The following is a 25,667-nucleotide window of genomic DNA, read 5'->3' as shown; positions in this document are numbered from 1 at the left end:
GTAAAAACAATATACTGGCCGTTTGCTGCTTTGTTAGGCGAGTAAAGCAGCCTTTATCGGTTATTATTTCACGCTTTGTTATCAGCTAAATTGCTTCATTCAGCGCTTTGATTTAACTTATAGCTCATTAAAATAAATTCCCTAAAATCTTGTTTTTAGCCGTTGCGGAAAGTACGCAAAAGGATGCCAATGCCAAGCTTGATCAGAATAGTGTTAATTAATACTCACCTTCCTGGTGTGGTGGAACTGCAGCTAGATGGACACACCAACATTTGTGGTACCAATGCTTCAGGTAAAACCACACTGCAGCGATTAGTCCCAGTGTTTTATGGTGAGTACCCTAGCCGAGTCGTGCCTTCAACCCGTGATAGTTTTGAGCGTTGGTATCTTCCCCATGATTCAAGTTACATCATCTATGAATATCAAAAGAGTGACGGCCAGCTTTATCAAGCGCTAATGGCATCCGCCGGTGACGGTAAAGGGGTGAATTACCGCTTTATTGCCAAAGGTTTCGAGCTTGATGATTACGTTAAAAACCGTAATGGCGATACCATCATTTGTCATACCATGGCGGAGTTAGGCCGTGAAATGAAGCGCCAGTCGGTGCCGCATACTAACTTGCTGAATACCCGAGAATACCGCGCGATTATTCAACATGATCGCAGTTTATTGTCCACCGGCGGCAATAAAAGCGAGCTACGTAATTACGCCCATCAGTTCTCATTGTGTGATAGCGAATACTCGCTACGCCATATCGAAAAACTGGCCAAAGCGGTGCATTCTAAAGAAGGCAAAATGGAAACCGTTAAGTCGATGGTAGCCGCCATTTTAGAAGAAGATGGTGTTAACCCGCCAACCTCACGCTTAAACCCACAGCGAGTAGAAAGCTGGATCCGTGAAAGTCAGTTAGTCCAAGGCTTTGAGCAAATTCGCCCTGAATTTGAAAAGCTAGAACAAGAGTTTAATCAGTTACTGAGCGCCGAGCTTCGACTAGGCAGTTTAGCTAAAGGCTATCGCGCCGATGAAACCTTTGAAGCACAGCGCCAAGAGCGCAGTGAAAATCAGTCTAAAGAGACCAGTTTACAACTGCGCCTTCTGGACGAAGAATGGAAAGAAGCCCGCGATGAGATCAGCCAAGAATTGTCATTCGCCCAAGGTGATATCCGCAAATATGAAGCTGAGCTTGATGGCATTGAAGATCAATATGAAGGCTTTTTAAATGCCAATATTGAACAAGCTAAAGCCGACTTAGACAGTTTAGATAATTGGCGCAGTGATTTAGAAAACTTATCAGAGCGTCATAAGTTACAAACTGAAAAGCACCAAGACATTGAAGCGGCTTACAGTACCCGCCGTAGTAAAATTGCTGAGCAGTTACACCGAGAGCTTGAGTCACTGCATCAAGAGCAAGATAGCATTCGTGAAACCCGTGATGCCCAGCGTGAATCTGCTAACGATGATTTAACTCAACTCGATAGCTTATGGCGTGAAAAAACCGATGCCGGTAAAGCGCAGTTTGCTGAACAAGAATTTAAACTCAAGCTCAGCCAAGGTGAGCTGAAACATCAAATCGACGGTGTCAGCTACACCGAAGAAGAGAAAATGAGCTTAGCAGTGTTTGATGAGCGCATTAGCCGCGCTGATGAAGAACAAGAAAGCTGTAATCAAAAAGTCGATCGCTTATCAATAGAAGAAAGAAAACTGCGCGCCAAACGCGATCAAGTCTCTGAGGCACTTCGAATCGCCAGTGTGAGAGTGAATGAGCGCTTAGCTGATGTTGATGATGTCAAAGGGGTGTTATTTCCACAATCACACACTCTATTAGAGTTTTTGCGTAAAGAGTCCTCAGGTTGGGAGCAAAGCTTTGGTAAGGTTATTGCCCCTGAACTATTACACCGCACCGATCTCCATCCCCATGTTGCAGACAGTAATGGCGAGGTATTATTTGGTATTGGCTTAGATCTTAAAGCCATTGATGTGCCTGATTATGCTGCCTCAGAGCAAGATTTACGCCTGCGCTTAGCTAAAGCTGAAGAAGCCTTAGCTCAAGCTGAAGAGTTAAAGTCGGAAAACGAAGATCAACTGGTAGCCATTAACGATCAATTAGACACGCTTAATAAAGAGCTGACTTTTGCTCGCACTGCTTATAAAAATAGCCGTGAAGATGTGCGGCGTTTATTTGATGAAAAGCGCAGCTCACAAGAGCAAATCAATCAAGCGTTATCCGAGCGTAAAGCCCATGCCAGCAAGCGTCTGATTCAATTAGAAAACGAGCTCAAGCAGCAGCACAATAAGCACCTAGAGTGGCTTAGTGAGCAAAAAGAGCAAGCCCTTGAAGCCCGCATGGAAAAAAATGCCTATTGGCAAGATGTGGTCGGTGCGCTAGATAATCAGCTAGGGCAAATTAAAGCCAATATCGACACCCGTCGCGGTAATGCCAAGCAAGAGCAAAAAGCCTGTGAATCATGGTACAAAAACGAGCTTAAATCTCGCGGGGTTGATGAAGCGGCTATCGTGGCATTAAAAGGGCAAATTCGGGATCTTGAAACCCAAATCAGTAATGCGGAAAAGCGTCGCAGTGATGTATTGCGTTATGAACATTGGTATCAAAATGCCTGGCTAATTGCCAAGCCGAAATTGCAAACCGATTTATCCAAAGTTAAGCAAGCAGCCCTTGAGTTAGAACAGCAGCTTGCCAATAAAACCACTGACGTTAAGCAGCGTAAACAACACTTTGAAAGCTTGAAAAAAGCCTCGGATGCTGCGCAAGTTGAGGCTTCTGAAAACCTCACCAAGCTGCGGGCTGTGATGCGAAAACTGGCTGAGCTTAAATTGCCGCCAACTAAAGATGAAGCCGCTGGTGGCATTGGTGAGCGCTTAAGACAAGGTGAAGAATTATTACTACAGCGTGATTATTTACTGGGCTCAGTAAAACAATACGTTGAGCATTTTGATTCGGTTATTGCCAGTAAGTCAGGCTCGAGCTTAGCTGAGTTTTGGGAACGTGCCCGAGATGAATCAAGCTTTAGCAATGATAAAGGTATCCGCCTACTGGATTATCGCAAGTTGGTTCCACAACTTGAACAGTTATTGAATGTGATGGTGCCGCAATCCTTGATGGCCATTCGCGAGCAAGGGCGTATTTTTGGTATCGACTTAACCGCTTATTACGATGTATTAGCAGACATCGACAGACGTATCGCCTCCCAAAGCGCGCGTATTACTCGCGAAGTGGGTGAAGAGTTGTTTCTTGATGGGGTATCTGAATCCGCGGTTAAGATTCGTTCTCGCATTAGCGAACTTGAGTTTTGGCCTGAGCTTGAAGTGTTTGTTAAAGCCTTTAAACAGTGGAAAGCAGATGGCTTTAGTGAGCTGCCTGATGAGCATTACACCTCAAGTATGCGCCGCGCCTTAGATATTATTGGTCGCTCGGCGTTAAGTGGCGGCATTGCTAAACTGCTGGAAATTGAGCTGCGCTTAAAAGAAGGCAACAGCGACTTAATTATTCGCACCGATAGACAGCTTAATGAATCTTCAAGTCATGGTATGGCTTATCTGATTTTATGTAAGTTCTTACTGGCCTTTACTCGCCTATTACGGGGTAAAGCCGATGTCACTATTCATTGGCCTATTGATGAGTTGGGCACCTTGCACCACACCAACGTGAAGAAGATATTTGATGCCTGCGTTAATAACAATATCAGCGTATTAGGGGCGTTTCCTAACCCAGAATCTGAAGTGCTGAACTTGTTTGCTAATCGCTACATTATCAATAAGCAAACCCGTAAATTACAAGTGGTGAAACCTAAAGCCAACCCATTGGCTGCACGCTTAAGTCAACATGCCAATAAGGAGGCTATTTAATGTCTGAGGTTACGGCAAGTACCGAAACAACACTGGTTGGCACTGGCATGCTGATTGAGCAACTGCTTCGTGGTGAGTTTATTTGTCGCACCACCAATGAAGATGGCTGGCGCGCCCTGAAAAGCAGTGCCACCTTTGATAAAGTGGAGCAGTATTTAAATCAAATCAACCGCACGATTTCTTCTGCAGCAGAAGGTGATGTGTTCTTTTGCGGCTACCAGCAACTTGGCGAGCAAGAACGTAAAGTGATTTCTAGCCAGTTTAAAGATATTTGCTCGGCGCTTATTCCGCTGGTGGAATGGTTGGTGCTAGTACAAGAAAGTAGCGGCCAAGATGCGCCTTTAAGTGAAGGTGCGCCAATACGCTTAACTGAGCTGCAAGCGCGTATTGAAGATACGCCAGCGTTTATGGAGCAGCTCGCTAAGTTGAGCCAATATCGCTTATTTGGCTCAACCAGTAGCAATGCCGACAACCAAATTAAATTGGTGTTTAAGCGCTTAGTGGAGTTGGGGTATTTGGTAAAACCTAATAGCGAGAAACAAATTTATATTGCCACCGGCAAGCTTGATTATTTGTACGAAGTGATTCGCTTTATTGATGAAACTGAAGGGTTAAGCCTTGAAGCGCAAGCTGAAACGGCTACCCAAAAGGATTTATTATGAGCAATAATTTACATCAAGCGGGGGTTAAGCTACTAAAACAGCTGAGTCGCCATTCTGATGTGGTTATGGATGCCTATCTTGCTGGCTCAGTGAATGAGCAAACCCATGACGCAGCAGTGATTGAGAAACTCAGAAAAAGTGGCATTTTATGGCGCCCAGAGCCCGATGAAGAACTGCGCTTAAAACGCTCGGTACGGGCGTTACTTGAAGAAGCTTTAAGTGATGAGCGTAATCGGCAAATTGATGCCAATGTCGGCTCGGCGTTTAGCACCATTAAAACACTGGCTGATCATTACAAAGAAGCAAGGCACAATATTGATTATGGCGCAGCAGAGGCGTATTTAGCTGACTTAAACGAGCACGTTTACAGCTTTACCGACAGCCTGCGCTACTCCATTCGGGTATTGTGGGGCCGTATTAATAATGAGTTTGGTTATGTTGGTAGTATTAGTGCCAAAATTCGTGAAAATGAATTAGCCCAAAGTCAGGTGTCTGAATTACTCAACGGCTTAGAAATGTTCCAGTTTAGTGAGCTTAGTGATACCGCCGGTGATATTCGCGAGCTAAGACGCTTACTGGTGACCAATCTGCAAGAAACCTTAAGTCAGTGCATTCAAGAAATTAGTGCAGTGCAAGGGCGCTTGCTAGAGCTACTGGGGCGTTTTCGTCAAATTCAGGGGCGTACTCGATTATTAAAAGGCTTTTTACTGCACACAGATTTGCATCCTGATTATCAACCTGATGATCATGTGGCGCATAAGTTTGTGCCGAAATTGTTTAACTGCGCTGAAGCCATCATTAAGCCTGCCAGTGTCGACGTTAATAACGCCAGCCATGAGCTTATCTTGCTCGATACGGTGGCGAGAATTAAAACCATTAGCCGCGACTTATTGCCGGCAAAAGTGCGTGAGCACGATGTGTCCATGACCATGACTGCGGTGGAGGATTTTGATATTCCTGATAATCCACTAAAGCTAGCGGTAGATGAATACTTCTGCGCCGTGATTGATTCAGGAGTTCGTCAATCAGCACTGGAATACTTAGAAGAGCATAAGTTGCACTGGGCATCTGAGAATTGGCTTTATCAAGTGATTGGCGGCTACGAAGGTTTGCCCGATGAGCACAAAGCCTATTTTGAACTTGAGCCCATAGGCCATCCTGATCCTGTTTATAACGGTAACTTTATGATCCATGATGTGGAGTTATGGCTGGCTTAAACTTGATAAGTGAATCATCCCAGAACTGATTTACAAAAAAGCTGTTTGGTGCCAACCAAGCAGCTTTTTTATGTCATTTCATTAGCGCTACAGCCCGAGCTTCAAAGCTGCATTAACCGATAATAGAATAAGCTGTAATGTTGTGGTAATTAAGCGTCTTGTTTGCATTAATGTTATCTTTGTTGGGCACTGGTTAATGCTGCCAGCATGGGATAAATAGAAGCAAATGTTGCGCTTTTATAAAACGCTAGTTATTAGCTTAAATTGTCGTCAGAGTTGTAGTGTTCTCAACTCATTAGTACTCTTACGGTAGTGTATAATACTGTTAGTGTTGTGTTTTTTAGTCTTGAATCCTGCTAAAAATATTTATAATTCAACTGTTTTAGTTTAAGTTGTTTTAATTCAACAGTTTGGTGGTAGTTGTAAATGCTGCTGCTCAGTGGCCGCTCAAACTAATTGATCGATAGCATTGAATTAAATTGCTTCTTGTCCCAGTATCCTTGTCGTTAAAAATAATTAAAACAAATTTTCAGTCGAATTAACCTCAGTATTGAGCCTGTGTAAGTCGTTACAACAGCGAAATCAGCGTTAATTTGACTTTTATTAGGAACGTTCGCGATATGACCAAATCATTATCAAGCCGCATTTTTATCGGATTATTCTTTGGACTAATATTGGGCAGTATTGTCCAATTTGCCCTCAATGATGTCAGCTTCTTCTCAGGCACCTTAGTCAATGCTGCCAGCGGTATTGGTACCATGTTCGTTAATATGATCATGATGCTAGTGGTGCCACTGGTATTTGTCAGTATTGTTTGCGGCGTGTGTGAACTGCAAGATTTAAAGAGCTTTGGCCGTTTGGGCGGTAAAACCTTTAGCTTTTATATTATTAATACCTTGGTGGCTATCACAGCGGCATTTTTAGTCGCCATGTTACTGGAGCCAGGTAAAGGCGTTGATATGTCTAGCGATGGCGGCGTGAGCATTACTGCAACTGAGTTACCTAACTTAATGCAGCTGATTGTTAGCATAGTGCCTAATAACCCATTTGCCGCATTTACTTCAGGTAATATGCTGCAAGTTATTTTCATGGCCTTGCTGTTAGGCGGCGTGATTAAATCAATGGGTGAGAGCGTTAGCGGCGCAGTGCAAGGTTTTCAAACAGCCAATAAAATCATGATGCGCTTAATCACTGTGGTAATGAGCCTTGCGCCAATTGGTGTGTTTGCCTTGATGTTTAAATTAGCGGCAACCCTTGAGCCGGCTATTTTTGTCAGCGTGGTTGAATACCTGGTTATCATCTTAGCATTGCTGTTGTTATGGATTTTTGTGGTTTACCCTACAGCAGTGTCGATTTTCACCCCGGTATCAGCCTCGAGCTTTCGTGAAAAAACCAAAGAGCAGATTTTATTCTCGCTTTCTACCGCCAGTTCAAATGCGACCATCCCTGTGACCATGCGTACCTTAACCGATAAGTTAGCTGTTAGCCGCGCTGTCGCTGGATTCGGGGTGCCACTCGGGGCAACGATGAACATGGGCGGAGTGTCAATTTACATTACTATCGCGATTTTCTTTGTGGCCAATGCTTTTGGTATGCCAATTACAGCAGAGCAAATTCCAGCATTGTTATTTAGTGTGTTTTTATTGTCAGTGGGCGCTGGTGGCGTACCCGGCGGCGGCATGGTGATGATTGGTGTGCTTATCTACCAATTAGGTTTACCAGTCGAAGCCTTTGCCATTGTGGCAGCACTTGATCGTATTATTGATATGGTACTGACATCTTGTAACGTAGTGGGTGATACTGCGGTATTAACTATAGTGGATCAAACGGAAAAACCACATCAGCTTAATGCTGAGGCATAAGCTCGCTATTTAATCGTAGCTAAAGCGCTAACATTACATAGCCTGCAATTGCAGGCCATGTTGTTTTTAAAACTTAGTTATCTATTAGCTCAATCATTACTAATCACTAATAGCTAGCAAGATCAAAAAAACCGCCAGCAGGCGGTTTTTTAATAGTAGCTAAAAGCGCAATTAATCAATTGTCGGCTCTTGGCTGTAATCAACATCATGGTAGCTTAAGCAAGTATCCACTTCGTTGGCGCTACCAAGAATAACAGCAACACGTTGATGGATAGCTGTTGGTTCGATATCTAGGATATCACCATAGCCTGTAGATGCTTTACCACCGGCTTGTTCAACCAATAAAGCCATAGGGTTGGCTTCATACATTAAACGCAGCTTGTACGGCTTTTCAGGGTTCTTATTATCGGTTGGGTAAGCAAAGATACCGCCACGACATAATACGCGGTGAACATCACCCACCATTGCAGCAATCCAGCGCATATTGAATGACTTTTCACGGGGCCCAATAGTGCCTAATACTAAGTCAGCAATGTAAGTTTGCATTGCTGCTTCCCAAAAGCGCTGATTGGACATATTGATCGCAAATTCAGCGGTATCTTTACTGATACTCACTTCTGCTGTGGTGAGCAGGAACTCGTTAGTGTCAGGATCTAAGGTATAAAGTTGAGTACCTTGACCTGTGGTGAGCGCCATCATGGTTGATGGGCCGTAAAGCACATAACCTGCGGCAACTTGTTTGCGGCCACTTTGTAAAAAGCTTTGCTCGTTAAACTCGCCTTCGCCAGCAGGTAGCACTGAGAAAATCGTCCCTACCAGTGAGTTGATATCGATATTTGATGAACCGTCTAGAGGATCAAAACAAACTAAGTATTCGCCGTCTTGATTGACTTCAACAACATAATCTTCTTCTTCAGATGCAAGACCGCGAACATTGCCTTCAGCTTTAAGTGCATCTTTGAGCATGTCATTGGTAATCACGTCGAGTTTCTTTTGGGTTTCGCCTTGAACATTTTCTTGTTCAGTAGCGCCCAAAACACCAGCTAATGCACCATGTTGCACTGCTTTACTAATTGCTTTTGAGCAATCGGCAAGGCTAAGTACTAATTGTGAAAGCGAAGCTGATACTGCTTGGTTGGTCAGGGTTTGTGTCAAAGTTTGCATGCTTGTTCCTAAGACAGTAGAGGTTAAGGTCGGTAACCAGTGGTTAATGTTTTATTTTATTATCAAGGATAATACCTCAGATTTGTCCATATTACAGCGTGAAAAAGATGAGCAATATATGACTTGCAGTAGATTTGTTATAAACTCGCTGGTAAATAATGCTTTCAGTTGATTTTTGGTTAAATTAATATTGGCAGCGAAAATAATAATAACGATAAATATAAATTTATGGCTTCCCAAGGATTGATAATGACTAAAAAATGGAAATCGACCGCGGCGTTGATGCTGTCGGCAATTCCGCTAGTGTTTACTGGCGCTCTTATTTCAGATCATGCAATGGCCTCTACCATGAAAATATCCGGCAATACCACTCCACTGACCATAGAAAGAATTCATGCATCACCAGCCTTGGCCGGCGCTAGCCCTCGGGGATTAAAACTGTCTCCCGATGGTAGCCGAGTGACGTATCTTGCTAGCCGTGAAGATAACCAGCATTTTTATGACTTATGGCAAATGGATATCAGCACTGCAAAGCGCAGTATGTTGCTTAATGCCGATAAGCTGGCTGGGGGCGAATTATCTGATGAAGAAAAAGCCCGCCGCGAACGTCAACGTATTTATGGTCAAGGGATCATGGAGTACTTTTGGGCTGATGATGGCCAAGCGTTATTAATTCCAGCTGCAGGCAAGCTGTATTTTTATACCTTGGCGGATCAAAAGGCGCAGGCATTAAATACCGGTGAAGGCTTTGTCACTGATGCGCGTTTGTCCCCTAAAGGCCGTTATGTGTCATTTGTGCGCGAGCAAAATATTTTTGTACTGGAGCTGGCAACAGAAAAGCTAACTCAGCTGACGTTTGATGGTAAAGGGCCGATTAAAAACGGCATGGCAGAGTTTGTCGCCCAAGAAGAAATGGGCCGAATGACAGGTTACTGGTGGTCGCCAGATGAATCAGCTATCGCCTTTACTCGTATTGATGAGTCAGGTGTTGAATTAGTCACCCGTAATGAGATTTATGCTGACGGTATAAAACTGACTGAGCAGCGTTATCCTTATGCGGGTAAAGCCAATGTTGAGATTGAACTTGGCGTGATTGAGCTGGCGAGTAAAGCAGTGCAGTGGATTGATTTAGGTAAAGAGAAGGATATGTATTTACCGCGAGTAAAATGGCTGCCAGATAGCAAGCAGTTATCATTTCAATGGCAAAGCCGCGATCAGCAGGCATTGGACTTACGCATCATTAACCTTGGTTCAAAACCTGGTTCAGACGTTAAAGCTAACACGGTTGTCAAAGAGCGCAGCCAAGCATGGGTAAACCTTAACGATGACTTACATTTCTTAAAGCAACAACAAGCGTTTATTTGGGCCTCAGAGCGTGATGGTTTTAAGCACCTTTATTTATTTGACCTGTCGGGTAAACAAATAAAGCAATTAACCACAGGGCTGTGGGCGGTTGATGATCTTGAGTTTGTGGATGAGCAGGCGGGCTGGGTGTATTTTTCAGGCCGAAAAGACACAGTTGTTGAACGCCATTTATATAGAGTGTCATTAACCAGTGACAAGATTGAAAAACTATCAACTAAAGCCGGGATGCACTCAGCAGTCTTTGCTGATAAAAAACCAATTTATTTAGATTACTTCAATAGTTTAATTCAGCCGCCACAGGTGAGTTTGCACAATGACACTGGCGAGCATTTAATGTGGGTAGAACAAAATGAAATTAACCAAACCCATCCTTTGTATGACGTTGCGGGTTTATGGCAAATACCAGATTTTGGCCAATTAAAGGCTGAAGATGGCCAAAATCTGCAGTACCGATTATTTAAACCCACTGATTTTGATGCCAGCAAAAAATACCCAGTAGTTGTTCGAGTATACGGTGGGCCACATGCGCAATTAGTGGTTAATAGCTGGAGTGAAGCGGATTACTTTACCCAATATCTATTACAACAAGGCTTTGCTGTATTTCAATTAGACAACCGCGGCTCAGCCCATCGTGGTACTAAGTTTGAATACGTTATTTACCAGAATATGGGTAATGCAGAAGTTAACGATCAAAAAGTGGGCGTAGATTACTTAAGAAGTCTGCCATTTATTGATGGCGATAATATCGCTATTTATGGTCATAGTTATGGCGGCTATATGGCGTTAATGAGCCAGTTTAAAGCCCCTGATTATTTCAAAGCGGCAATTTCAGGTGCGCCCGTGACCGATTGGCGTTTGTATGACACCCATTATACCGAGCGCTATATGGGTCACCCTGCTAAGAATAAACAAGGTTACGATGCCAGCAGCATTACCCCTTATGTGGAAAATTATCAGTCTGGTTTGCTGATGTATCACGGTATGGCTGACGATAATGTGTTGTTTGAAAATAGCACCCGCGTATATAAAGCGCTGCAAGATGAAGGCAAGTTATTTCAAATGATAGACTACCCTGGCTCAAAGCATTCTATGCGCGGTGAAAAGGTGAGGAATCATTTGTATAAATCCTTAGCTGCCTTTTTAGAACGCGAGCTTAAGTAGCGCTGTTTATAGCAAATGGGTAATAGGTAATGGGTTGGCAATAATAGCCCATTAGTTATAGATCACTTGTTATCGTCCATGAGGGATAGTTCATTTTTAATAGCCCATAAAAAAGCCAAGTCACTGACTTGGCTTTTATTTTCATTTGCTACCCAATGAGCTTAATCAAATAAGCACATTAATTGCAGACGAAATTAATCTTCTAAGTTACCACAAAAACGGTAACCTTCACCGTGGATAGTTGCGATGATTTCTGGCGTGTCTGGTAAACTTTCGAAGTGCTTACGGATACGACGGATAGTCACGTCAACAGTACGGTCATGTGGCTTAAGCTCACGGCCAGTCATTTTCATTAACAAGTCTGCACGAGTTAAGATTTTGCCTGGGTTTTCTACAAAGTGAAGCATCGCACGGAATTCACTGCGAGGTAATTTGTAAGACTCACCTTGTGGGCTAACTAAAGAACGGCTGTTGATTTCTAAGCTCCAACCGTTGAAACGGTAAAACTCAACTGAACCTTTTTCTTCGGTTTCAGCGCCAGCGCTGTTTACACGAGTTAATAGGTTACGAGCACGGATAGTTAATTCACGTGGGTTAAATGGCTTAGTGATGTAGTCATCAGCGCCAATTTCTAAACCAAGGATCTTATCAACTTCGTTATCACGGCCAGTAAGGAAAATAAGGCCAATGTTATTAATTTCACGAAGTTCACGGGCTAATAATAAACCGTTTTTACCAGGAAGGTTGATATCCATAACAACAAGATTAATCTTATTATCCTGCATGGCTTTATGCATTTCTGCGCCATCGTTTGCTTCAGTTACTACATACCCTTCGGCTTCAAAAATACTACGTAGAGTATTACGGGTTACAGCTTCATCTTCAACAATAAGAATGTGTGGGTTTTGCATGTCATTTACCTAAATTAAAAACAATTCGATTCTAGTCATGTTGCACTAGGGCTGTGGCGTTATATAGCTAAGAAAACGCCGATAATTTATAAATTCACGATAGGTGTTTATCTATGTCTGCCCTGAACAAAACACGCTTCATGACTAACTACATTATATAAACCAGTTTAAGGCACTAATATTTATCGCACTTCTATAAAAGAGTTATACGTGACGTAAATTTTGATCATAAAAAATCAATATTCAGATCGTATGCTGAGCTTGAGTAAGCTCACAACCTGTCAAAATATCTGTAAAACCGATGATTCATATAAACTAAGAGATTAAATTGCTGATTAAAGTTCCTTCGCAACCTAATTTTGTCCTACATTTATATTCAGTCTTTTAAAATGTAGAACACATTTTAAAAGCTTGAACACTTTACCAAGATTTAATTTCAGTAAATGTAGTCGCTTGTGTCACAACTTAGCGTTATGTAGCAAAATCTAGCTAGTGTGAGATATTGTACTCGTTTTAGGCATTTGTTAACAAATGAAATGTTAACAAATTTACGGGGAAGATTTGTTACAAAAATGCTTTTTGTGGTAAGTTTATGATTTTTAAGTCAAATATAATTATTGTTCTTGTGACTTACATCACACAGGGTGTTGGTCCAAGTCTTGGTTTGCTACACTGAATTGGTCTTAATTGAGAAAAATAAATGATGAATAATTCAATAGATAACCTTTGGTTTAAGTATCAAGGGACCCAATTTCTACTTACTCAGCGCCTTTCTTACGCTGTCCCCTTCGCCATTGTCACCGCCCATAATCCCTTAGGCAGCCAATTGAATCCGTGTCAAAACCGTTTGTTAGATAGGCGACTTCAACGGAAAATTCAGCAATTTAATAGCCCCTATCGTTGCTTAATTGGCGCGGCGCCAGACTTATCTCATATGGAAAAAAGTTGGGCAGTCTTTATAGAAAAAGACCAAGCGTTAGCGTTAGGCCGAGAGTTTAAACAGCTCGCTATTTACTATGTTGATAATGGGGTGTTGTCATTACTTGCCTGTGGTGAAGCACCTGACAAGGAAGTGTTAATTGGCGAGTTTGGCCCACGAACGGTTTTAGTTAATGAATTACCTGATTTGCACGATGAATAACATGATCGGCGATTAAGTGACATTTGTATCAGTTATCGAGGATGTTTAATATCAGTAACTCCTTCTATAGGTACTTAGTTAAGTGCCTTTTTTTATTGTTATTTTTATATTTTTATTAGGGCAATGGCTATTTATATACTGTTGAAACTTGATTGTTAATATTGAAGCTTAATTGTGCAGTTTAGTTGAAGGTTTTAACTCAATAACCTCGAATTTACATTGAGGTTATTACTTTTTATTTTTTAATCACTATTGTTTTATATCACTTTTTTGTTTCAAATTATAAATAACAGCTTACATGATACTATTTTGAGCTCAGTGTCTCTATTTACGTATTGTGTTATTTGACGATTTTATGGCATATCCCAATTGACTTGAGTTGTTATTTATTGGTATTTTCATGCTCTTCCTGTGGGAAGAAACAGAAGAGGAGCGTTAGCTAGGTAGTAAGTTCGAGGAAAACCAATTCCTATGACAGCTTATGAGGGAGATTAGCGCCGAGGTACTGGTATGTTTGGTTGGCATTCGGTATCGGTCGTTTAGGTTGAATCCTAGCGATTGTCACCTATTTTTTGGTGGAGAGCTTCTGGTGAAAGATTGCTGTTTCCCTTCTTTAAGGGTGCGTTATCACTGCACCAGGCTCTTCGAACGAAGTAAGTTCGGAGTGTAATCATGTTTTTACGTATTAAATTTCAAGTTGTTCCAATACTGTGTACGCAGTTTATGTCTACTCAGTCCATGTCTACTGAAAGTATGTTTAGTCAAAGTTTGTCTGCTAAAACTTTGTCTACTAAAACTTTGTCTAGTAAAAGTTCGTCTGCGAATGTCGTGGAGGTATCAGCATGAGTTTAGTTGTTGCTAAGTTCGGTGGCACCTCAGTTGCTGATTTTGACGCCATGAACCGCTGTGCGGACATTATTTTAGCCAATGCCAATACCCGCGTCGTTGTTGTTAGTGCTTCTAGCGGTGTCACTAATTTACTGGTTGAGTTAACTCAAGCCAATGTGAACGACCAACGCCGCTTAAGTTTAGTCACTCAAATTGCTAAAATTCAATATGACATTGTTGATAAGCTGGCGCGTCCACAAGATGTAGCTGCTACGATTGATAAGCTATTAAGCAGAATGGCAGTGCTTAGTGATAAGTTAGTGCTCGATAGAAGCAAAGCCATCATTGATGAGCTGTTATCCATGGGTGAGCAATGTTCATCATTATTGTTCTCTGCGGTTATTCGCCAAAAAGGCACGCCATCAAGTTCATTTGATGTGCGCCAAGTATTAAGAACCGATAGCCATTTTGGTAAAGCTGAGCCGCAAATTGAGCAAATTGCGCTCCTAGGCGCGGAGCATTTACAGCCGTTATTGGCTCAGCAAGTGATCGTGACTCAAGGTTTTATTGGCGCTGATGAAGCAGGCAACACCACCACCTTAGGCCGTGGCGGCAGTGATTATTCAGCTGCGTTATTAGCTGAAGCCTTAAAAGCAGATGCGGTAGAGATTTGGACTGATGTGGCCGGAATTTATACCACTGACCCACGTTTAGCGCCTAATGCGAGACCTATCGCTGAAATTAGCTTTAATGAAGCGGCTGAGATGGCTACCTTTGGCGCTAAAGTATTACACCCTGCGACGATTTTACCGGCCGTGCGTCAACAAATTCAGGTGTTTGTTGGTTCCAGTAAAGCACCTGAACAAGGTGGAACTTGGATCCGTCATCAAGTAGAAGATGCCCCGGTTTATCGAGCTGTGGCTCTAAGACGCGATCAAACTTTATTAAACCTGCATAGCTTACAAATGCTCCATGCTCAGGGCTTTTTAGCGCACACCTTTGCCACGCTTGCTAAGCATAAAATTTCAGTTGATTTGATTACCACCTCAGAAGTTAATGTGTCACTAACGCTTGATAAAACCGGTTCTGACTCCAGCGGGCAGGGGTTATTAAGCGAGTCATTACTGCAAGAACTATCACAAAATTGCCGTGTAAGAGTGGAAGATAAATTAGCTTTAGTGGCGATTATTGGTAATCAAATAGCGTCAACAGCAGGTATTTGCAGCCGAGTTTTTGGGGTACTTGAACAGCATAATGTGCGCATGATTTGCCAAGGGGCTAGCCCACATAACTTATGTGTTCTCGTCGCTGAATCTGAAGCCGCAGATGTGGTTAACTCTCTGCACCAAAACTTATTTGAATAATTGCTAACGTGGCAGGTATGACATCAGTGAATTCAATTACAGAACAGGCTAACGATTATTCAGCCACCATGTCTCGGGTTGAAGTGGGAGAGCTTGCCACAGGCCAAGCGTTAACGGCGCCACTGTTTAGCTTTAAAGGCTCAGATGACGCCGCGCCCAGTGTTTATATTCAGGCCAATGTTCATGGGGCTGAAGTGCAGGGTAATGCGGTGATACATCAGCTGATGACTTTACTGCAAGACTACACTGTATTAGGCGATATTCACTGCGTGCCATTAGCCAACCCTTTAGGCATTAATCAAAAAAGTGGCGAGTTTACCTTAGGGCGATTTGATCCTATCACTGGGGTGAATTGGAACCGAGAGTATTATGATCAGTCACTTGATATTGCGAGCTGGTTCACTGAGCATCAACACTTTGCCGACAAGGACTTGTTTAGTGCTTTTAGGCAAACCTTAGTCAATAATTGCCAGCAACGTTTAGCCAACCCTTGGGGTATTAGTACCGGGCATCGCTTAGCGGTGACATTACAACATATGGCCCATGGCGCTGATATCGTGCTTGATTTACATACCGGGCCTAAATCTGCAAAGCACCTTTATTGCCCTGAGTATGATGCAGCCGCAGCCGCGTTTTTCTCGATCCCCTTATCGTTAATTATCCCCAATGAATTTGGCGGCGCCATGGATGAAGCGGTTTTTTGTCCATGGTGGCAATTAACTGAATATGCAGCGTTAAAAGGGCGCATATTCGATGTGCCTGTGGCGGCTTTTACCTTAGAGCTAGCAAGCCAAGAACGTATTGATATGGCAGATGCTAAAAATGATGCCCTAGGTATTTTGGCCTATTTGAGCCATCGGGGAGTGATCAAAGAGCATGTTGCTCCTGCCAGCATGAAACGCTGGGGCTGTTACTTAAAGGATTATAAAAAGTTTCATGCCCCTAAAGCGGGTTTAGTGGAATACTGCGCAGCGGTTGGTGAGCCGTTAGCTGCTGGCGAGCCTTTAGTGACCTTATTAAGGTTAGATCAGTACGGCAATGATAATGCCGTCACTTCGGTGAGTTTGCCGATAGATTGCGTGCCAGTGCTGCATTTTGCTTCAGCTTCAGTCCATCAAGGCACTGAGCTGTATAAAGTCATGACTAAGGTATTTGAAATTCCATAAGCTAAATAGATAAGTTAATTTTTTTTCAGCAAGTTAAGCCCGTAGCTAGTTCTTACGGGCTTAGTTTTTACGGACTTAGTTCTCTCAGGCTTAGTTCTTGCTAGCTTAGTTGATGTTAAGCACTGCTATTTATTTGACTAGCTTCTTAATATTTCTAATGGCATCGACAGCATTTCATCGCCAGATGCAGCAAAATACCAAATAATAGCAATCAGTAAGCCAACCGTAATGAAGTACCACAAGGTCGAGAAGATTTGCCCATAACGGTCAAGGGGCAATAAATGACTTTGATGACGGCTTTTCCATTCAAATACAATCTCAAGACTGCCAATTAATAATAAGAAGCCCAGTAATGCCAGTCCAAGGCTGTAGCTAATGAATACCCCAGCGGCTGCGCCTGCGATACAGGCGATTAGACCCACCATGCTATTCATCGAAAAGGTGATACTTTTTAAAATATGACCACCATCTAAAGGCAGTATCGGCAATAAATTAAAGAGGTTTAATAGGGCGTTAAAGCTGGCCAGTCCGGCAAAAAAGATATTACCCGTCAGCCAATAAGCCAGCATACAGCCGATGGACATAAACAGGCCAAAAGTCGGCCCCATAATAGAGATCACCACGTTCTGCCAACGGGTATTAATACGCTCGTCACTAACAGCAAGGCCGCCCATAAATGGGATCAAATAAATCCCTTTGGTTTTCATGCCAAAGTGTTTCATTGCTTTGATATGACCATATTCATGGATAACCAAACAGGCAATCAAGGCTAATGCAAACTCAATTGAAAATAGCCAAGAGTAGGCCGCCACACTGGCTGCAGCGAGCATGGCTTTAATCACTTTGGCGCTTTTAAGTAACTTAAAACCTAGAGAGGCTAAGCCAACAAAACTGAATTTTTGTTGTTTAACTGGGGCCACTTCAGGGGTTTGTCGTTCTATGTCCTTGCTGTTACGCTGGCCATCGGCAATGGTGTTATTGTCCACCAAAACCGTATAGTTGATGATAAATGGTTGCCACTGCACATCAGACTCTAAGCGCACTTTCATGACTTGGCGGTTGGTTTGGGTGATGACATCATCATGACTGGGTTCTGCTAGTGAACTCGGTCTAGACAACTCAAATTCGTGGATAGTAAAGCTTTGATTATCAGCAGAAGCCGACTTTTGCGAAACCAGTTGATTATCCCAATAGAGCTGTTGCCAGCCAGCCATGGAGCCCTCTAATCGTAGGCGTTTTCCTAGGCATTCTATGTTTAACAGTTCCATGCTTGATACTCGTATTACGGGATAAAATGTGGAACAGCATTTTGCCTGAGTCGTGAGGCTGACTCAAGAAAATTCAGACTCAAGAAATTCAACCGTTTCAATTCCTTGTCTAATAGTACTGAAAATAAGCTTTGCGCTGCAGCAATGACCATTTAGCTGGGCATGTTGGCGTACATAATGAATGAAAGTCATTAAGTCGATAGCCTGAGTGCTTAATGCTAATTGAGGCAATGCGGCTACGGTTATAGGTTGGCTGGTATCTGTTGCTGAGTTGATGGAAATATCGAAAGTATTGCCTTCACTGTCGAGTAACTTATCGCAGGTACCTGCAATATGAGGAGTTAAGCAGCAAAACTCTAGCCAGTCTCTATCACTAGCTAGATAAATAAGCTCGTCACAGCTTTGCTGCTTGATGACTGCGGGCCAACAAATACTTTGCATGATAAAACCTGTAGGCGGTGACACTGAGTAACCATTGATAAACTCAATGATTTAAGGCCACACTATTGCCGCTTGAAGTATGTACCCGTTACATAGTGCAACTATCGGTTGCCATAATCAAAACTAATTTCATTTTGCTTATTCATGACGAGGCAAGGGCCGTGCTCCCGTTGGGTTGTATTTTTAGACGGGCCAATATTAATTTTAACGTTGGTAAAGATATGCTTTTTGGCCTGAATAAAATGCTTATTATAGTAGCCATCGGCATCTTGCTGTAATTGCTTGAACTGCGCTTCTAACTGCGCACGATTGCTGGCGAGTTGTTTCTTTTCATCCAGCATCATTTTTACTTGCTCTATCATGCCTGCATCGGTTTGCCATTCGCTTTTAGGTGGCAGCTTGCGTAATCTAGCTTCAATATCAAGGCCTGCAATGACAAGCTGTTTGATTTTATCATGGGTAGTTTTGACTTCTGCGCGAATTTGAGCTTGATCCATGGCGCAAAATAATGCGGTTTTAGTGCCTGCTGTAGCGCCAATTGCCACCGCATGAATGCCTTTGCTAGCGCTCGCCTTGCCACCAACCAGATCGCCTCGTCTGCCGCTAGGATCACTCACTGTGATGACACCGTTTGAACATGCGTGACTATGAAGTAATTGCTTGGTCACTAAGATATCATTGTCAGCATTAAGGCTTGAGTATTGCACGAATTGTGCGCAAATTTGTCCTTGGGCATTAATTGTGGTGCTAAGTTGATGCTCTTTAATTTGGCGACCAATGATGCCTTTACTGACAATGATATCGCCTTTGGCATCCAGTGTTGCTGAGTCCACAAACCCCATGACGGTAATATCGCCGCTACTTTTCACTTGCATGCCTTCATGGACATCACCGCTAATTAACACGCTGCCTTCAAAGTTCACATGGCCAAAATTGACATCAACGTCTTTAATTTGTAGTACATCATCCACTTGCATGCCAAGGCGGGTTTCAACTGGCTGACCTGAAACTGTCGCAATTAATAAGTTAGGATCATTGACGGCCAGTTGAGTGCCATTACCTGGCTGCATAATCATGTCTTTGCCGGGGATTTGCGGCAAAACATCATCATTGACGTTATAACCTGCAACACCATCTGTAGCAGGGGTTTTAATCATTAATACATCGTTTGGTTTTACCATGATCATGGCGCCCAAATCGCGCATATCCACCGATCCATCTTCTCGCTCTTGGGGTTGCAATAAGCGCTCGCGGGCTAATGGCACTTGCCTTGCTAGGCTGGCATTGGTGCCATTTTGGGGCTGTTTACCGTGGGCGATCAGCGAGCGACATTGCTCACCTGGCGGTAAGGTGTCTAATTGTTGTAGTAGCGATAGGATGTTGGGTTTGCTTAAGCCCATTTTAACCTTATGGAATTTAAGCGCATTTAAAATGGTTGGCAGTGTTGGGTCTTGGCCGCCATAGGCAGACACCAAGCTCATTGAGGCTGACATTTTATCTTCGCTGATCTCGATGATGACTTTACCATCAAGGCGCTCAGCAATAATAAAAAATAATTCGTGTTTACCGCTATCGACACTGCAGTGACTATTTACTTCAGCGGTCGCCTTAGCAATGTTTTGCTCTAAGGGCCGCAGCATGGCAAATTCAGGCTGATTAAGTAACTGGGTTATATCATCTTCAGTGATGGGGCCGTGACGGCTAGGCGTAACGCGAAGCTCAACTTGAGTTTGATCAACATTAAAAACCGCTAAATCTGATGCTAGCATAAAATCCCTTATTTTTACGTTCTACATTTGAGCTTATTAGGCTGCCCAATGGGTAGAACGATACGCCTTAGATGACGTTTATTATTAGCTAACAAAATGTAGCGTTTTTTAGGGATAAAAACTAGTCAGTAATTGGTTGTTTTATAACTAAATCAAATAATTTGTGAACTCCATAGCCGTGGAGCCATTTTTGTTATTTATTAAATTGATATAATTTATATTTATTGTTTTCTGCTGGCACATTTACTTGGCCAAATTCAGCGGCTATGGTGTCGGCATACGGCAAGTTTCGGTTAGCGACAATTTGCCAGACGCCGTCTTTGGCAAGGCTTGATGCACTTGATTTAACAAAGTCTTTGGCAATTTGGGTGGTTGCGGCTAAGCCATCATGAAATGGTGGGTTAGCAATGATGCCATTAAATTGACCGCTAATTTGGTTAAAGCCATCAGAGGGATACACTTTTGCTTGCATGCCATTTGCGGCAAGGGTGAGTTCACAGGCTTTTAAAGCCATGGCATTAATATCAATACACTCAACGGATAAACTTGGGTTTGCTTTTAGTAAGGCCGCGCTAATAACCCCAGCACCACAGCCAAAGTCCAATACGCGTTTTTCTAATGTCGGCAAATGCGATAGCAATAATTCTGTACCTTGATCGAGACGCTTTTCGCTAAACACGCCCACAAGATTACAAATGGTGATCTCCCCTTGAGGGGTTGATAATGAGTATTGGCTGACCCAATTATTAAGGTCAAATACAGGTGCTTGGGCGATTAACTCACTGACAAATAATAAACAATGGCGGGCATTATCGCGCTTACTTGGGGTTGAGAAATACTCAGGTAGTAACTTTGCTAACGATTTAACCCCACCTTTATTTTCGCCTACGACAATTAGGTGTCCGCCCTGCTTTAAATGCTTGGCGGCGAGGTTAAATAAATAAGGCGCTAGGGGCTTAGCTTTTGGGAAATAGATAATAGCGACATCAAAGCGTTTTTCTGCATCGGTAGTTGGCAGCTGATGACCAAAGTGACTGCTTAAGCCTTTTTGTTGTTTTTGCGGCAATAATAAATAATGGTTAAAGTCTAATGCTAAGCTCGTCACAGATGCAGCGCTGTTAAGCAACTCAGCCGCCAAGGTATCAGCTTCATGATTTAGAATTAAAACATCTTGGTTTTCAATGAATTCAGCATTTCTTAAAATGACTTGAGAAGCGTTAGTAAGCACGAGATTAACCTTTGAAAAAATAATCTGTCGATTATAGCAAATACCGGCAATAAAAAGGGTGACAAAATTGTCACCCTTTAAGCTTTCTTCATCAGTAATTAATTACTGATAATAACAGTTTGGCTTTGGGGTAATAAACTCATCATCTTAGTGGCAATATCAGTGTTGTTTTGATGGCCACTGAACAGTCTTTCTCCTGGACCTGCGGCAAAAACCTGCACGTCTAATCCAGTGTGACCCAGTGTGGTCCAGCCGGTATTAGTGCGGGCATCAATGATTGTTAATATAGTGGCAGTAAGCTGCTTTTCACCCTGCATACGGGCGTTACTTAATTGAGTCAATTCTTCTTGGCTGGCGTCAAAGCCAATCAGTTGATTAAACTTAGTTTGCCAGTCATCAGTAGCAATTAACTGCTGAGCAATATTCGTTGGTGAGGCATTGATGGCGTGAATGAGTTGTGGCTGCCACTCATACTCACCATTAGTACCAATAGAAAGTCCGCCGGTGTTGTGATCGGCGGTAACCACCATCAAGGTGTCTTTACGTTGACGAACAAATTGCTCAACCACTTCAATGGCATTGGCAAATTCATCCATTTCGCCCATCACTGAGGCGATATCATTATCATGTCCAGCCCAATCTATCAGGCTGCCTTCAACCAGTAACACAAAGCCTTGGTCGTTTTGAGCTAATAGCTCTAAGGCCTTTTTCGTTAAGCTGCTAAGTTTATGGCCTTGCTTATCATCAATGACCCATGGCAGTTGCACTGGGGCAAATAAACCCAGTACTTTTGGCTCAGTGATACTATCAAGTTGCTCAAACTCGGTAATGTGTTGATAGCCTTTGTCTTTAAATTGCAGCAACAGTTCAGCTGAAAAATACTGTTGGCCGCCGCCTAAAATGACATCAGCATCGGTGTTTAAATATGATTGTGCGATGGCTTTATAGTTTTTGCGGTGCTCATTGTGCGTTAAAAACGCCGCAGGAGTAGCGTGGTTCACCTGACTTGATACCGCGACACCCGTGGATAAGCCTGCCGCTTTGGCAAGTTCCATAATGGTGGTCAGTGGGCGTTTATTTTCATCGACTGAAATCGCGCCATTATAGGTTTTAAATCCTGTGGCTAACGCGGTTGCCGAGGCGGCAGAGTCAGTCACATAACCGCTACTGCGAGCAGGGTAGGTACTTGCCATGCCCACTAACAGCCGATCGAATACGGTTTGCTCGATTTCTTGGGTATTGGGGTTGTCTTTAAAGTAGCGGTAGGCGCTGGTGTAAGCTGGGCCCATGCCATCTCCCACCATGATGACCATGTTTTTAGGTTTAGCTGCTGTAGTTGAAGCTTTGTTAGTGCTTTTTAGTGCTGTAATTGGCGCGACGATTACGGGGTCATCAATTACAACCTGTTCAATTGCTGCTTTTTCCAAAATGGCTTCGGAAGTAACAGCAGCTTCAGCTTGAGTTTGGCTAGCAGTATCAGTATTAATGGCGGCTTCAGCGATAAGTTCATTGGCAACAGTGGTATTAGAAAACCACAGGGTTAAGCTAAGCAGTAAGCCTAGCGTACGTCTTAAATGCATGTGTAGTCCCAAATGTGTTCGACAATATCAGCAGCAATGATCTCCACTGCTGCTATCCTTTTGATTTATGCTTTTTTATTGATACGCGCTTCAATTGAGTCCATCAACATCCCAGTAATATCCACATCAAATGCGGCTTCAATTTCTTTGATACAAGTTGGGCTGGTGACGTTAATTTCAGTTAGCTTGTCGCCAATCACGTCAAGACCAACAAAGATAAGCCCACGCTTTTTAAGCTCAGGTCCGATAGTGTTAGCAATATGCCAATCAGATTCCGATAACGGCTGCGCCACACCACGGCCGCCAGCGGCTAAATTGCCACGGGTTTCGCCTTTTTGTGGAATGCGTGCCAGTGAGAAGGGCACTGGCTGGCCATCGACCACTAAAATGCGCTTATCACCAGAAGTAATATCTGGAATAAAGGCTTGTGCCATGGCGTATTGCTGACCTTCATTGGTTAAGGTTTCAATAATAACGCCTAAGTTAGGATCATCTTTCTTAACGCGGAAAATTGAACTGCCACCCATACCATCAAGTGGTTTTAAAATGATATCGCCTTTGGCTTTATGGAAAGCGCGTATGCGTTGCTCATCTCTGGTGACTATGGTTTCTGGGGTGAATTCTGAGAACCACGCAGTAAACAGCTTTTCATTGGCATCACGTAAACTTTGTGGCTTATTAACGATCAGTGTACCTTGCTCTTCAGCGCGCTCAAGCATATAAGTTGCATAGATAAACTCAGTATCAAATGGTGGGTCTTTACGCATTAAGATGACATCAAGGTCAGCCAGTGGCGTATCAATACTGTCGCCTAATTCAAACCATTTTTCAGAATTTGCTGCAACAGTCAATGAACGCATGGTGGCAGTAGCCTCGCCATTAACCATAGCAAGATCATTCATTTCCATATAAAACAACTGATAACCGCGAGCTTGCGCTGCCATTAACATGGCGAAACTAGAATCTTTTTTAATGTTAATCTCACTAATTGGATCCATTACTATGCCGAGCTTAATCATACTTTTATCCTTATATTCTCAATGCATGCATCATTGATTAACCAATATCACCAAACCTAAGTTGCAAGGCGGTGATAGCCGTTAGCGAAGCGGTTTCTGTTCGTAATACTCTTGGACCGAGCAATACATCGGTAAATTGTTGGGTTTCTGTCATGGCGATCTCTTCTTCTGATAAACCGCCTTCAGGACCAATTAGCAAACGAACTTTATGGCTATCTTTACTCTCATCCAATGACAGACCATTAATACCATGTGCCGCTCTTGGGTGTAGGTTCAACTTTAGCGCATCGGTTTGCTCAGCGCACCACTGACTTAAGGTCATGGCTGGGCGCACAACAGGGACCACACTTCGCCCTGATTGCTCGCAAGCACTAATGACAATTTTTTGCCATTGAGCGATTTTTTTATCGAGCCGTTCGCCATTAAGTTTGACTCCACAGCGATCTGAAAATAGCGGGGTTATGGTGCTGACACCCAATTCAACAGACTTTTGAATAGTAAAGTCCATGCGGTCACCACGAGAAATAACCTGGCCTAAATGTAAATCTAACGGTGACTCTGAATCATTTGCCGTTTTTGTAATGATTTCCACAGTGACATTCTTTTTATTGGCGCTGATGATATTGGCTAAATAGTCATAACCATCACCGCTGAATAAACTGATTTGCTCACCTTGTGTCATACGCAGCACTCGGCCAATGTGGGCTGCACCGTCTTCATCAAGCTTTACTTGTTGGTTGAGCGCTAGCTCATTGACGGGCTGATAAATTCTTGGAACTCGCATAAATAACAATCCTTAATCAATGAGGCTGAGGGTTTGGCATTGTTTTAAGACAATTTTATTATGGTTACCCTGTTTTTCTGCAATTAAACGATCCCGCAGGCATTCTGTTTCGTTGACAGGGTAATAGCTGTTCCAAACTTCAAACAAGCGTTGTTGGCTAGATGAAATCGACAACCCATAAGTGTCTTGCATGTAAAAATAGGTTCTGGCAATAGCGCCGCGGCTTTGCTCAGGTGGTTGCACCTTTCGGCCCTTAAAGTCGACTACCATATCACATTGGCCATATAGGGTAGACTTTGCATTCCACTGACTAAAACGGTAATTGCTTCTGTCGCCGTTGACTTCACCCACGGTTGGAGTGAGGTTGTGTAAGTCGGCTTCCATTTTCTTAAATTCTGGGCTAACTCTGCCGCAATTTTTTCTGCCACCATCTTGCCAGCATTGTTCCTGATGGCCAAACTCCCAAGCAGAAACTACATGTTCCCATTCAATTCTGTTAGCTCTAGGGATTTGTTTCCTAACCTGATAACCACAGCTTTCTAAATCGGGTTTCCACTGCTTACCGACCACCTTAATGTCGCAGCCACAATAAAAACTGCTCATGGGGAGCGAGCTACTATAAATCTGCTGAGCAATTTTTTTAGCACTTCGAAAACTTTTCGGGTGTTCAGCTGCGTGTAAATTTGATGACGTTAAAATGATAGCGGTGAAAAGCACTAACAGCCACAGAGGCTGTAAAATATGTTTTAAATACTGTTGCACAAAAGACCCTGATTTTTATATACGGCACAGGCGTTATACGGGTGGTATAGCCTGATATTTGCGAAGGATGGTAAGGGATTGAAACTGGGGATGCAATCAATTGTGTTATTT

The 25,667-nt window shown here is 42.9% G+C and carries 18 protein-coding genes and 1 riboswitch; of the genes, 8 read left to right on the top strand and 10 right to left on the bottom strand.

What is annotated here, in order from left to right; genetic code table 11:
• The first annotated feature begins 189 nt into the window (after positions 1–189).
• From Q4591_RS04375 to Q4591_RS04360, 4 genes are all read left to right on the top strand, one after another.
• A complete protein-coding gene (locus Q4591_RS04375) occupies positions 190–3,864 on the top strand; it encodes an ATP-binding protein (RefSeq protein WP_303459578.1) in 3,675 nt (1,224 codons plus the stop codon).
• Positions 3,864–4,526, top strand: a complete 663-nt coding sequence (locus Q4591_RS04370; RefSeq protein ID WP_076540535.1) for a hypothetical protein — start codon at positions 3,864–3,866, stop codon at positions 4,524–4,526. The genes Q4591_RS04375 and Q4591_RS04370 overlap by 1 nt, the downstream gene beginning before the upstream one ends.
• Positions 4,523–5,743, top strand: coding sequence for a phosphoenolpyruvate carboxylase (locus Q4591_RS04365; protein ID WP_102436706.1), 1,221 nt, complete (start codon positions 4,523–4,525; stop codon positions 5,741–5,743). The genes Q4591_RS04370 and Q4591_RS04365 overlap by 4 nt, the downstream gene beginning before the upstream one ends.
• 620 nt (positions 5,744–6,363) lie before the next feature.
• Positions 6,364–7,605, top strand: coding sequence for a dicarboxylate/amino acid:cation symporter (locus tag Q4591_RS04360; protein ID WP_102436708.1), 1,242 nt, complete (start codon positions 6,364–6,366; stop codon positions 7,603–7,605).
• Between the two features lie 171 nt (positions 7,606–7,776).
• Here the strand turns inward: Q4591_RS04360 and Q4591_RS04355 are convergent, their stop codons facing one another.
• On the bottom strand, positions 7,777–8,769 hold the full coding sequence (locus Q4591_RS04355; RefSeq protein WP_303459577.1) for a class 1 fructose-bisphosphatase: 993 nt from the start codon (positions 8,767–8,769) through the stop codon (positions 7,777–7,779).
• 249 nt (positions 8,770–9,018) lie between these two features.
• Between Q4591_RS04355 and Q4591_RS04350 the strand changes: the two genes are divergently transcribed.
• On the top strand, positions 9,019–11,295 hold the full coding sequence (locus Q4591_RS04350) for a S9 family peptidase (RefSeq protein WP_303459576.1): 2,277 nt from the start codon (positions 9,019–9,021) through the stop codon (positions 11,293–11,295).
• 194 nt (positions 11,296–11,489) lie between these two features.
• Here the strand turns inward: Q4591_RS04350 and arcA are convergent, their stop codons facing one another.
• Positions 11,490–12,206, bottom strand: coding sequence for a two-component system response regulator ArcA (arcA, locus tag Q4591_RS04345; RefSeq protein ID WP_076540527.1), 717 nt, complete (start codon positions 12,204–12,206; stop codon positions 11,490–11,492).
• A 703-nt stretch (positions 12,207–12,909) separates the two neighbouring features.
• Here arcA and Q4591_RS04340 point away from each other — a divergent pair.
• The 3 genes from Q4591_RS04340 (at position 12,910) to Q4591_RS04330 (ending at position 16,705) form a co-directional block, all read left to right on the top strand.
• Entirely contained in the window at positions 12,910–13,347 is a 438-nt protein-coding gene (locus Q4591_RS04340; protein WP_102436771.1) for a DUF3293 domain-containing protein, read from the top strand.
• A gap of 417 nt (positions 13,348–13,764) precedes the next feature.
• Positions 13,765–13,941, top strand: a riboswitch (Lysine riboswitch).
• Positions 13,942–14,189: 248 nt separating this feature from the next.
• Entirely contained in the window at positions 14,190–15,539 is a 1,350-nt protein-coding gene (gene lysC / locus Q4591_RS04335; protein ID WP_102436714.1) for a lysine-sensitive aspartokinase 3, read from the top strand.
• Positions 15,540–15,556: 17 nt separating this feature from the next.
• Positions 15,557–16,705: a succinylglutamate desuccinylase/aspartoacylase family protein gene (locus Q4591_RS04330; protein ID WP_303459574.1), complete on the top strand. Its 1,149-nt coding sequence runs from the start codon at positions 15,557–15,559 to the stop codon at positions 16,703–16,705.
• A 137-nt stretch (positions 16,706–16,842) separates the two neighbouring features.
• On the opposite strand, the gene Q4591_RS04325 is transcribed toward Q4591_RS04330, so the two are convergent.
• The 8 genes from Q4591_RS04325 to Q4591_RS04290 form a co-directional block, all read right to left on the bottom strand.
• The gene (locus Q4591_RS04325) at positions 16,843–17,973 is read right to left on the bottom strand and encodes a site-2 protease family protein (RefSeq protein WP_102436718.1); all 1,131 of its coding nucleotides are present in this window, start codon (positions 17,971–17,973) and stop codon (positions 16,843–16,845) included.
• Positions 17,974–18,036: 63 nt separating this feature from the next.
• On the bottom strand, positions 18,037–18,414 hold the full coding sequence (locus tag Q4591_RS04320; RefSeq protein ID WP_102436720.1) for a DUF4144 family protein: 378 nt from the start codon (positions 18,412–18,414) through the stop codon (positions 18,037–18,039).
• Between the two features lie 101 nt (positions 18,415–18,515).
• Positions 18,516–20,183: a DUF342 domain-containing protein gene (locus Q4591_RS04315; protein WP_102475343.1), complete on the bottom strand. Its 1,668-nt coding sequence runs from the start codon at positions 20,181–20,183 to the stop codon at positions 18,516–18,518.
• Between the two features lie 193 nt (positions 20,184–20,376).
• On the bottom strand, positions 20,377–21,411 hold the full coding sequence (locus Q4591_RS04310) for a methyltransferase (RefSeq protein WP_303459572.1): 1,035 nt from the start codon (positions 21,409–21,411) through the stop codon (positions 20,377–20,379).
• A 98-nt stretch (positions 21,412–21,509) separates the two neighbouring features.
• On the bottom strand, positions 21,510–22,991 hold the full coding sequence (locus tag Q4591_RS04305; protein ID WP_303459569.1) for an alkaline phosphatase: 1,482 nt from the start codon (positions 22,989–22,991) through the stop codon (positions 21,510–21,512).
• Positions 22,992–23,056: 65 nt separating this feature from the next.
• Positions 23,057–24,010, bottom strand: a complete 954-nt coding sequence (gshB, locus tag Q4591_RS04300; protein ID WP_102436726.1) for a glutathione synthase — start codon at positions 24,008–24,010, stop codon at positions 23,057–23,059.
• A 37-nt stretch (positions 24,011–24,047) separates the two neighbouring features.
• Entirely contained in the window at positions 24,048–24,794 is a 747-nt protein-coding gene (rsmE, locus tag Q4591_RS04295; RefSeq protein WP_102475341.1) for a 16S rRNA (uracil(1498)-N(3))-methyltransferase, read from the bottom strand.
• Positions 24,795–24,806: 12 nt separating this feature from the next.
• Positions 24,807–25,517 carry an endonuclease gene (locus Q4591_RS04290; protein ID WP_241901138.1) on the bottom strand — a complete coding sequence of 237 codons (711 nt, stop codon included), beginning with the start codon at positions 25,515–25,517 and terminating at the stop codon, positions 24,807–24,809.
• Positions 25,518–25,667 lie beyond the last annotated feature (150 nt).

This window comes from Shewanella sp. 3_MG-2023 (assembly GCF_030548765.1).
Taxonomy (GTDB): Bacteria; Pseudomonadota; Gammaproteobacteria; order Enterobacterales; family Shewanellaceae; genus Shewanella.
This window is presented reverse-complemented; position numbering and strand designations above follow the sequence as displayed.

Excerpts from the sequence above, each read along its gene's own strand:
- Q4591_RS04375 (WP_303459578.1), top strand. The coding sequence starts at position 190 with ATGCCAAGCTTGATCAGAATAGTGTTAATTAATACTCACCTTCCTGGT.
- Q4591_RS04370 (WP_076540535.1), top strand. The coding sequence starts at position 3,864 with ATGTCTGAGGTTACGGCAAGTACCGAAACAACACTGGTTGGCACTGGC.
- Q4591_RS04365 (WP_102436706.1), top strand. The coding sequence starts at position 4,523 with ATGAGCAATAATTTACATCAAGCGGGGGTTAAGCTACTAAAACAGCTG.
- Q4591_RS04360 (WP_102436708.1), top strand. The coding sequence starts at position 6,364 with ATGACCAAATCATTATCAAGCCGCATTTTTATCGGATTATTCTTTGGA.
- Q4591_RS04355 (WP_303459577.1), bottom strand. The coding sequence starts at position 8,769 with ATGCAAACTTTGACACAAACCCTGACCAACCAAGCAGTATCAGCTTCG.
- Q4591_RS04350 (WP_303459576.1), top strand. The coding sequence starts at position 9,019 with ATGACTAAAAAATGGAAATCGACCGCGGCGTTGATGCTGTCGGCAATT.
- arcA (WP_076540527.1), bottom strand. The coding sequence starts at position 12,206 with ATGCAAAACCCACACATTCTTATTGTTGAAGATGAAGCTGTAACCCGT.
- Q4591_RS04340 (WP_102436771.1), top strand. The coding sequence starts at position 12,910 with ATGAATAATTCAATAGATAACCTTTGGTTTAAGTATCAAGGGACCCAA.
- lysC (WP_102436714.1), top strand. The coding sequence starts at position 14,190 with ATGAGTTTAGTTGTTGCTAAGTTCGGTGGCACCTCAGTTGCTGATTTT.
- Q4591_RS04330 (WP_303459574.1), top strand. The coding sequence starts at position 15,557 with ATGACATCAGTGAATTCAATTACAGAACAGGCTAACGATTATTCAGCC.
- Q4591_RS04325 (WP_102436718.1), bottom strand. The coding sequence starts at position 17,973 with ATGGAACTGTTAAACATAGAATGCCTAGGAAAACGCCTACGATTAGAG.
- Q4591_RS04320 (WP_102436720.1), bottom strand. The coding sequence starts at position 18,414 with ATGCAAAGTATTTGTTGGCCCGCAGTCATCAAGCAGCAAAGCTGTGAC.
- Q4591_RS04315 (WP_102475343.1), bottom strand. The coding sequence starts at position 20,183 with ATGCTAGCATCAGATTTAGCGGTTTTTAATGTTGATCAAACTCAAGTT.
- Q4591_RS04305 (WP_303459569.1), bottom strand. The coding sequence starts at position 22,991 with ATGCATTTAAGACGTACGCTAGGCTTACTGCTTAGCTTAACCCTGTGG.
- gshB (WP_102436726.1), bottom strand. The coding sequence starts at position 24,010 with ATGATTAAGCTCGGCATAGTAATGGATCCAATTAGTGAGATTAACATT.
- rsmE (WP_102475341.1), bottom strand. The coding sequence starts at position 24,794 with ATGCGAGTTCCAAGAATTTATCAGCCCGTCAATGAGCTAGCGCTCAAC.